The sequence below is a fragment of the Microbacterium umsixpiens genome, from assembly GCF_053543675.1.
Map to the genome: position 1 here is coordinate 1 of NZ_JBLVOH010000089.1, position 7,722 is coordinate 7,722.

8 protein-coding genes are annotated in these 7,722 nt (G+C 68.0%); 2 read left to right on the plus strand and 6 right to left on the minus strand.

The features are described from left to right. Both ACNPM4_RS09050 and ACNPM4_RS09055 read left to right on the plus strand, forming a co-directional pair. Positions 1-1,273, plus strand: a 1,273-nt coding sequence (locus ACNPM4_RS09050; RefSeq protein WP_448985451.1) for a family 1 glycosylhydrolase, incomplete at its 5' end; no start/stop codon positions are given. 106 nt (positions 1,274-1,379) lie between these two features. Continuing rightward, on the plus strand, positions 1,380-3,608 hold the full coding sequence (locus tag ACNPM4_RS09055) for an RICIN domain-containing protein (RefSeq protein WP_448985452.1): 2,229 nt from the start codon (positions 1,380-1,382) through the stop codon (positions 3,606-3,608). Positions 3,609-3,688: 80 nt separating this feature from the next. Here the strand turns inward: ACNPM4_RS09055 and ACNPM4_RS09060 are convergent, their stop codons facing one another. From ACNPM4_RS09060 to ACNPM4_RS09085, 6 genes are all read right to left on the minus strand, one after another. Beyond that, a complete protein-coding gene (locus ACNPM4_RS09060) occupies positions 3,689-4,708 on the minus strand; it encodes a LacI family DNA-binding transcriptional regulator (RefSeq protein ID WP_400857806.1) in 1,020 nt (339 codons plus the stop codon). Between the two features lie 64 nt (positions 4,709-4,772). Next, positions 4,773-5,558: a DNA/RNA non-specific endonuclease gene (locus tag ACNPM4_RS09065; RefSeq protein ID WP_448985453.1), complete on the minus strand. Its 786-nt coding sequence runs from the start codon at positions 5,556-5,558 to the stop codon at positions 4,773-4,775. Between the two features lie 61 nt (positions 5,559-5,619). Beyond that, the gene (locus ACNPM4_RS09070) at positions 5,620-6,111 is read right to left on the minus strand and encodes an SRPBCC domain-containing protein (RefSeq protein ID WP_448985454.1); all 492 of its coding nucleotides are present in this window, start codon (positions 6,109-6,111) and stop codon (positions 5,620-5,622) included. After that, entirely contained in the window at positions 6,108-6,539 is a 432-nt protein-coding gene (locus ACNPM4_RS09075) for an ArsR/SmtB family transcription factor (protein WP_448985455.1), read from the minus strand. The genes ACNPM4_RS09070 and ACNPM4_RS09075 overlap by 4 nt, the downstream gene beginning before the upstream one ends. 45 nt (positions 6,540-6,584) lie before the next feature. Beyond that, the gene (locus ACNPM4_RS09080) at positions 6,585-7,286 is read right to left on the minus strand and encodes a cache domain-containing protein (protein WP_400857811.1); all 702 of its coding nucleotides are present in this window, start codon (positions 7,284-7,286) and stop codon (positions 6,585-6,587) included. 37 nt (positions 7,287-7,323) lie between these two features. After that, positions 7,324-7,722: FCD domain-containing protein (locus ACNPM4_RS09085; protein ID WP_448985456.1), on the minus strand; the 399-nt coding region annotated here is incomplete at its 5' end.

The window sequence follows — 7,722 nt, forward strand, 5'->3', positions numbered from 1 at the left end:
AGCCAAACGGATCCTCGGATCCGAGAAAGAGGACGACGACGTGAACTGGTTCGAGGACGGACGCCTGCGATTCGCGATGGGAGTGGAGGACACCTTCATCCCTCAGACACGGCCGGGTGAGCGTGCGCTGGATGAGTACGAACTCATGCAGCACTACCGCTTCTGGTCGGAGGATCTCGGCTACTGCGCCGAAGTCGGAAGCGAGATGGTGCGGTGGGGGATCCCCTGGTATCGCGTCAACCCGGCGCCGGGAGAGTGGGACTGGGAGTGGCTCGATGGAGTCATCGACCGCTTCGACGAGCTGGGGATCGAGCTCATCGCCGACCTCGTCCACTACGGGACACCGCTCTGGCTCGAGGATCAGTTCGTCAATCCGGAGTACCCGGAGCGCGTCGCCGAATACGCGGCCGCCGTCGCAGAAAGGTATCGAGGTCGGATCCGGCACTACACACCGCTCAACGAGCCGCTTCTGAACATCATGTACTGCGGCGAGTTCGCGCAGTGGCCGCCGTACCGCTCCGGGGATCGCGGCTTCGTCGGGGTTCTTCGAGGGATCTCACGCGGGATCGTCACAACGCAGCGGGCGATCGCTGCCGTCGATCCGGATGCCGACTTCGTGCACGTCGAGGCCTCCTTCCGGTTCGCGGGCGACACCGCCGCGCACAGCGACACTCATGAGCACCTGCGGCATCGCGCATACATCGTGCAGGACCTCGTGATGGGACGCGTCGGCGGCGATCACCCGCTCGTGCCGTACCTGCGGGAGAACGGGTTCACCGACGAGGACTTCGCCTGGGCCAGCGAGAACACGGCGATCCCCGACGTGGTCGGCGTCAACTACTACCCGCAGCACTCCACGGAGGTCTTCGAAGCAGGGGTGGTGCACACCGGGGGTCCCCGCGACCTCCGGCCGCGCCTCGACGCCGGCACCGAAGGGCTGGCCGACGTCATCGAGTCGTTCGCCGCGCGCTACGAGCGGCCCGTCTTCCTGACCGAGACGAGTTACACCGGCACCGTCGAAGAGCGGATCGCCTGGATGGATGCGTCGATCGCAGCGGTGGAGGATCTTCGTGCGACGGGTGTCGACGTCATCGGATACACATGGTGGTGCATCACGGACATGGTCGAGTGGTCCTATCGCCCGGGAGACGGCAAGCCGATGGACTACCGCCTCTCCATGGGACTGTGGGCGCTCGAAGAGGACGGCGATGGTGTGCTCCAGCGGTATCGCACACCTGTCGCGGACGCGTTCCTGCGGCATACCCGGGCCTGATCGTCGCGGCTCTTGACTGATTTACAACGTTGTGCAATTCTCCATTTACAACGATGTAAATCCTGATGGGGATCTCCGCGTCAGGACCCCAACCTCGGAGGACGCAATGAAGCGGTTATCGGAACAGAGATCTCGCGGGAGGCTGGCAGGACTGTCCGCCATCGCCGCGACGCTGGCACTCGTGGCGACGGGATTCGTCGCGACATCGGCTCAGGCGGTGACGACGGGCAACGGATCGCTCGTGTACGCCCCACCGGACGGTTCGTCGTTCAACGATGAGGGCGGAGACGCGACGGGCACTGCCTACGCGAAGATCATCGCCCTCAAGCACAACGGCACCTCCAACGGGACGCTCCTGAACACGTTCGACGACGGGCGTCTGATCAAGGACGTCAACCCGAGCTCCAACCCCACGACGGACACGCAGGCCTGCCTCGCGAACCCGGCCCTGGCGTGCCACCAGGAGTGGCCGATCTTCCGCAGCACCAACGACGGCACGAGCTGGCAGAAGATCTCGGCGGTCAACCCGGGGCTGCAGTTCCCCGGGATCGCCGGGCAGGAGAGCACGACGCAGCTCGACCGCCTGGCGCAGCCGTTCCTCTTCGAGGTTCCGCAGACGACGGGGAACCTCGCGGCGGGCACGATCCTGCTCACCGGCCAGATCAGGCCCGCTGATCGCAACGCCGCGTCGTCGGTGACGAAGCTGGTCGTCTACAAGAGCACCGACCGAGGAGTGTCCTGGAGCTACGTGAGCACGATCGACACGGGTGGGCCGGCGATCTACGACCCCTCCTCGACGTCGACGACCACGACCGTCTGGGAGCCGACGCTGGCGATCGATGGCGGGGGCGGACTCGTCGCCTACTTCTCGGACGAGCGGCAGAAGGCGAACGGCGTGCTCCAGGCCGTCTCCTACCGGCGCTCGCTCGACGGCGGTCAGACATGGGGCGCGCTCTCGAACGTGTCCGCGCCGACCGACTCCACGCATCGCCCCGGGATGATCACGGTGGACAAGCTGCCCGACGGCTCGTACATCGCGACCTACGAAGTGGTGAATGCACAGGGATACGCCTTCTCGAACGCCTCGCCGGTGTTCTTCAAGAAGTCGCCCGATGGCCTCAACTGGGGAACGACGACGAGTCTGGGTACACCGGTCGAACTCGCCGACGGCCGCGGAATCGGTTCGTCCCCGACGGTCAAGTGGGTGCCTACCGGAGGGCCGAAGGGCATGATCGTCGTCGCCTCGAAGTGGGGGCTCGATGCCGCCGGCAACCTCGACGGCGGCCAGAACTTCTTCGTCAACTACAACCTCGGCGCCGGTCCGTGGGAGCGACTGCCCTTCGCGGTGACGTTCAACGGTCCGAGCTCGATCACCGGCTTCGCGCAGGGGATCGACTACAGCCCGGACGGACGCACGCTGTACCAGGCGGTGAACGTCGACAACTACCGCGCGAATCCGTCGAACCCTAGTCAGACCTACCTCTACAACGACATCCGGGTCGGGACGATCCCGCTCACCGCGACCGCCTACGAGGCGGAGAACGCCGCGCGGACGAACACCACGCTCGTCACGCACGGCGACGCCTCGAACGGGAGCAAGGTCGGCAACATCAACTTCGCGGACAGCACGGTGACCTTCACCGTCGATGCTCCGCAGGCGGGTACATACGACCTCAATGTCCGGTACGCCAACGGCATGGGTTCCACGAGCGGTCACGCGGTCTCGGTGAACGGAGGGACCGCGACGAACATCAGCTATCCCGCCACCGCTGACTGGGGGCGCTACCTCTGGGCACAGAAGACCGTCACCCTCAACGCCGGGTCGAACACCGTGCGGTTCGCCTACTCGGGGACCTTCGCTGAATTGGACCAGATCCAGCTCCACAAGAGTGGAACGACCCTGCCGGCGACCTTCCAGGTGCAGAACCGCAACAGCGGCAAGGTGCTCGAGATCCTGTCCGCGCTCACGACCGACGGTGCTCCCGCCGGGCAGTGGGGGCCGACGGCGAATGCCACGCAGATCTGGAAGGTGCAGCCCGCGACGGGGGGAACGTTCGAACTCGTGAACAAGAACAGCCGGAAGCTCCTCGAGATCCCCGGCGCCTCCACTGCTGACGGCACCGACGCGGTCCAGCGGTCGGCGAGCGGCACCGCCACCCAGCGCTGGAACCTGTCACCCAACAGTGCGGGCTACTGGACCATCGCCAATGCGAACAGTGCGAAGCTCCTTGAGATCGGTTCGTGCTCGACGGCCGACGGCGCGGTCGCGCAGCAGTGGGGTCCGACCGGGGCGGCGTGCCAGGAGTGGCGTCTCATCAAGGAGGGCATCCAGTGACACGGGAGTGATGCGGGAGTAAAGCAGGGCGCGGGGCGGTCGGAGACATCGGCCGCTCCGCGCCTGTGTCCCGACCCGGGTCAGTCCGACGGGACGGCGGATTCGCGTACGACCACCTCGAAGTCGACCAGCACCTCGCGGGGGTCGGACGGCCGACCGGCGCCGTCACGGATGCGGGTGAGGAGCAGCTCCACGGCGAGAGCGGCGATCTGCTCCCGACCGGGGTCGATCGTCGACAGGCTCGGGAGCGTGTACTGGGCCTCGTCGATGTCATCGAAGCCCACGACCGAGACGTCATCCGGAATGCGGAGGCCCGCCTCCTGGAGAGCTCGCATCGCTCCGAGCGCGAGCGCGTCGTTGAGCCCGAAGACGGCATCGAACTCGACGCCGTCGCTCAGAAGGTCTCGGATCGCCTCAGCTCCGTTCGACCGGTGCCAGAGCGTCGTATACCGCACGAGCGACTGATCGACCTCGATGCCGGCGGCGGCGAGGGCCTGCTCGTAGCCCTGCGTGCGCAGGGCGGCGGATCCCACATCCTCATCGACGTGTGCGCCGACGAGAGCGATGCGTCGGCGGCCGGCCTTCAGGAGCAGTTCCGTCGCCGCCTGCGCGGCCTCGACGTTGCGCATGGTGACGTGATCGACAGGACCGCCGAAGATGCGCTCGCCGAGGAGCACCACCGGGAAGTCGACCTCGAAGTGCTGAGCATCCGCCTGCCCCATGCCGAGCGGGCTGAAGATGAGGCCGTCGGTGAGCTGCATGCGTGGGCTCGTCAGGACGGCGATCTCGCGGTCACGGTCGGCGCCGGTCTTCTCGATGAGTACCACGAGACCGTGTCTCTCCGCCTCGGCGATGACCGCGTCAGCGAGCTCCCCGAAGTAGCTGAGGCTCAGTTCGGGGAGCACGAGCCCGATCACGCCGCTCCGTCCGGAGCGGAGAGAGCGTGCCGAAAGATTGGGCTGGTAGTTGAGCTCTTCGATCGCCTGGCGTACGCGGGTCCTCGTCGATTCCTTGACATGCGGGTAGTCGTTCACGACGTTGGAGACGGTCTTGATCGAGACGCCGGCGAGATTCGCCACGTCGTGGAGGGTGGCTGCCATACGACCTCCCAGACGTCATCACCGTCCTTGATGATACAACGTCGTAATCACGTCGATGGCGGCTTCAGAGGGCGATGTCGTTGTTCTTTGTCAACGTCCGCCACCGCTCCGGCAGCGCGGTCTGAGCGCCGAGCACATCCGATCCGGTCAAGGGTCCGAGGTCGATGCCGGTCAGAGCGGCGATGTCGGCGATCGGCACCTGGAACGTGCGGAAGGCACCCAGGGGCGGCACGGCGAACACGCCCTCGCGGGTGTCGACGAGCTCGGACTGGTCGAGCACGAAGCCGGCGGCCGCGAGTCCGTCGGGGCCCTGCCAGGCGGCGATCTTCCAGAAGCGCAACGGGATCCGGATGCCGCGGTACGCCGGGTCGTCCAGGGCGAGGACCGGCGCGGTGAAGACTGACACCCGCTGATCGGTCGCCTCGGCGTAGGAGAGAACGTGGTCTTCGAGGCCGAGCCACAGCTCCTTCGACTGGTTGAAGCCGGCGGCCTGCGGAGCGGCGTTCGGGTAGAAGAAGGTCGCCTCGGTGGCGGCGCGGGCCGTCTCGACCGACCCCCATCCCGGATCGCGCCGCCGCACGAGGTGCCCGCGGTCGAGGTCGTTGCGCGCATACACCTCGGGGCCGGTCTGCTCGGCGGACGGCGCCCGTTCGTCGAGGCGCCACTCGCCGGTGCGCGGGAGATCCTGCAGAGTCGCGCCGTCGATGTTCACCGCGGTCGCCGCCGCGAGACGCCGCTCAGGATCCAGCAGCACCGTGAAGCGCGGGTAGGGGAGCGGGCGGACCGGCTGCGTCGGGCGTGGAAGGGGGAGGGTCGCTCCGAGGAACTCCGGATCGTAGCCGTCGGTCATGCCCCCATCGTGCCCGGTGCCACCGACGTACGCACGCCCCCGACCGCTCGCCGCGCCGCGGTCAGGCAGGCATCGCCGCGTAGGCCGCGGCCAGCGGCATGTACTCCGTGTCGAAGTCGTCGAGAGAGGGCAGCGGTCGATCGGTGGACGCGGCGACCAATCGGTCCAGGTACCACTCCCAGCCGGGGCCCGTCTCGCCCAACGTGCCGGGGTCGACGTCCTCCTGCCGAAGGGTGAGGGCGGTGCGCCCGTCTGCCTCGACCAGCTCGGCGACCAGCCGCCAGGCGCCGTACTCATCGACGGCACTGACGTCGAGGCGATGCGGCGGCTCGCACACGTGGATGTCGTAGGGGGCGGGCGGGATGGGCGCAGCCTCGGCATTCATCGTGACCAGGACCCGCCCCGTCGACGGGTCGCCCGTCCAGGTGCCGAACCAGCGTGCGAGTCGGTCGGATTCCGTGATGCTCGCCCAGACGTCTGTGACGGGTGCAGAAAAGACCCGCTGCAGCGATAAGGTGCGCCGTTCGGCGTCGAAGACTCCGGTCGGGTTCATGCGATGTTCTCCTCCGTACTCAGGGATGCGGATGCGGCGCGGCGACGGTCGCGGCCCGCGCGATGAACCTCGGTGTCGAGCGCGTCCAGGTGCTGCGCCGTCACGGGTGCGCGACCGGCGACCAGCTCCGCGAGGAAATCGCCGACCACGGCGAGCGGCTCGATCTCGAGCGAGTAGTGGCGCTCGCGACCGTGGTGTTCGCCGCGGGTCAGCCCGGCGTCGGTCAGGATGCGCAGGTGCTTGCTGATCGCCGGTCGTGAGATGTCATGCCGGTCGGCGAGGTCCACGACGCGCGCGGGGCCCGCTGCCAGCCGACGCAGCAGATCGCGACGGATCGGATCGGCGATCGCCGCGAAGATGTCCATGCTCAGAATGGTAACCAGGAGGTTACCATTGGTCAAGTGCCGGTCCGCGACGATCCGCGGCACGGTACCCGCGATGCCGCCCGGGGGTCCGGCGCCCGCTAGCGCTCCTCAGCCGACGATCACATCGAGCGCGACGGTGGGGCAGGCGACGCGCGGGAGGTCGGCGAGACCGCTGCCGCGCACCGAGTCGCCGGTCGCCCATCGCGGATCGGTCGACACGACCACGCGTCCGACGCCGTTCGTCAGCGTGACCTCGCTGCCCAGCGCGGCGAACCGGTGGGTCAGGTCCCGCTCGACCGCCGAGACGAGCAGATCGAGTCCGGCGACGCCGATCCGCTCGCCGTCCACATCGGCGGGCACAGCGATCGTGATCGTGTACTCGTCGCTGCAGAGGTAGTCGACGTAGGGGCCGGCCACATGCGGCTCCCCGGTGGTCATCGGCACGCGGTACCACTCGAGCGCGCTGTAGTCGATGTTCTCCTTGTTGAGCGACTGCGAGGCGAGCACGAGCTGCCGTCGGTCGTCGCCCTGCCACCACGCCAGGTGGCTGTGGGCGTCGGCGAGCAGATCGATCGCCGCGATGAACCCGGCGCCGTACACGGGCACGCCGCGCAGGTCGAGTGTCTTCAGGGCATGCGGTCGCACCAGGGCATCGATCTTCGAGCGGGTGAGCGGTCCGCTGGCCCTGGCCTCGGCGACCTGGGTGGCGAACGGGCCCACCCAGTCGACCAGGGCCCGCACGGGCGCTGCGAAGTAGTCCTCCACGATCGCGGCCGCGGCCTGGGTGGCGGTGTCGGTTGCTGTGTTCATCGCGTCCTCCTGTGCACGTCGATGCGGGTCTTCGGAACTAACCGTTCGCGGCCTGGAGCCGGATCAGCGCGTCGATGGTCTCGGCGGCCATGAGCTCGGTCCTCGCCCCGGCGGCGTCGGGGTCTCCGGCCTCCACGGCGTCGATGACGGCGGCGAGGTGCGCACCCTGCCGTCGAAGATTCTCGGTCTCGTGCGCGACGAGACGCAGGTAGGGCGAGAGCTCCGCCTGCAGCTTCATCTGCTCGCGAGTCAGTCGCGCGGACTGGCTGAGGGCCACGATCTCGATCTGCACGTCGTCGAGCAGCCGGCGCTGCGCCTCGGTGTCGAGCTCGTCGATCCGGTCCATCCGACGGCGCACCCGCTGCGTCTCGCTGGGGTCGGCGCGCCTCGCCGCGAGGCGGACGCACGCACCGGTGATGGCGGCGTAGTGCGCGCC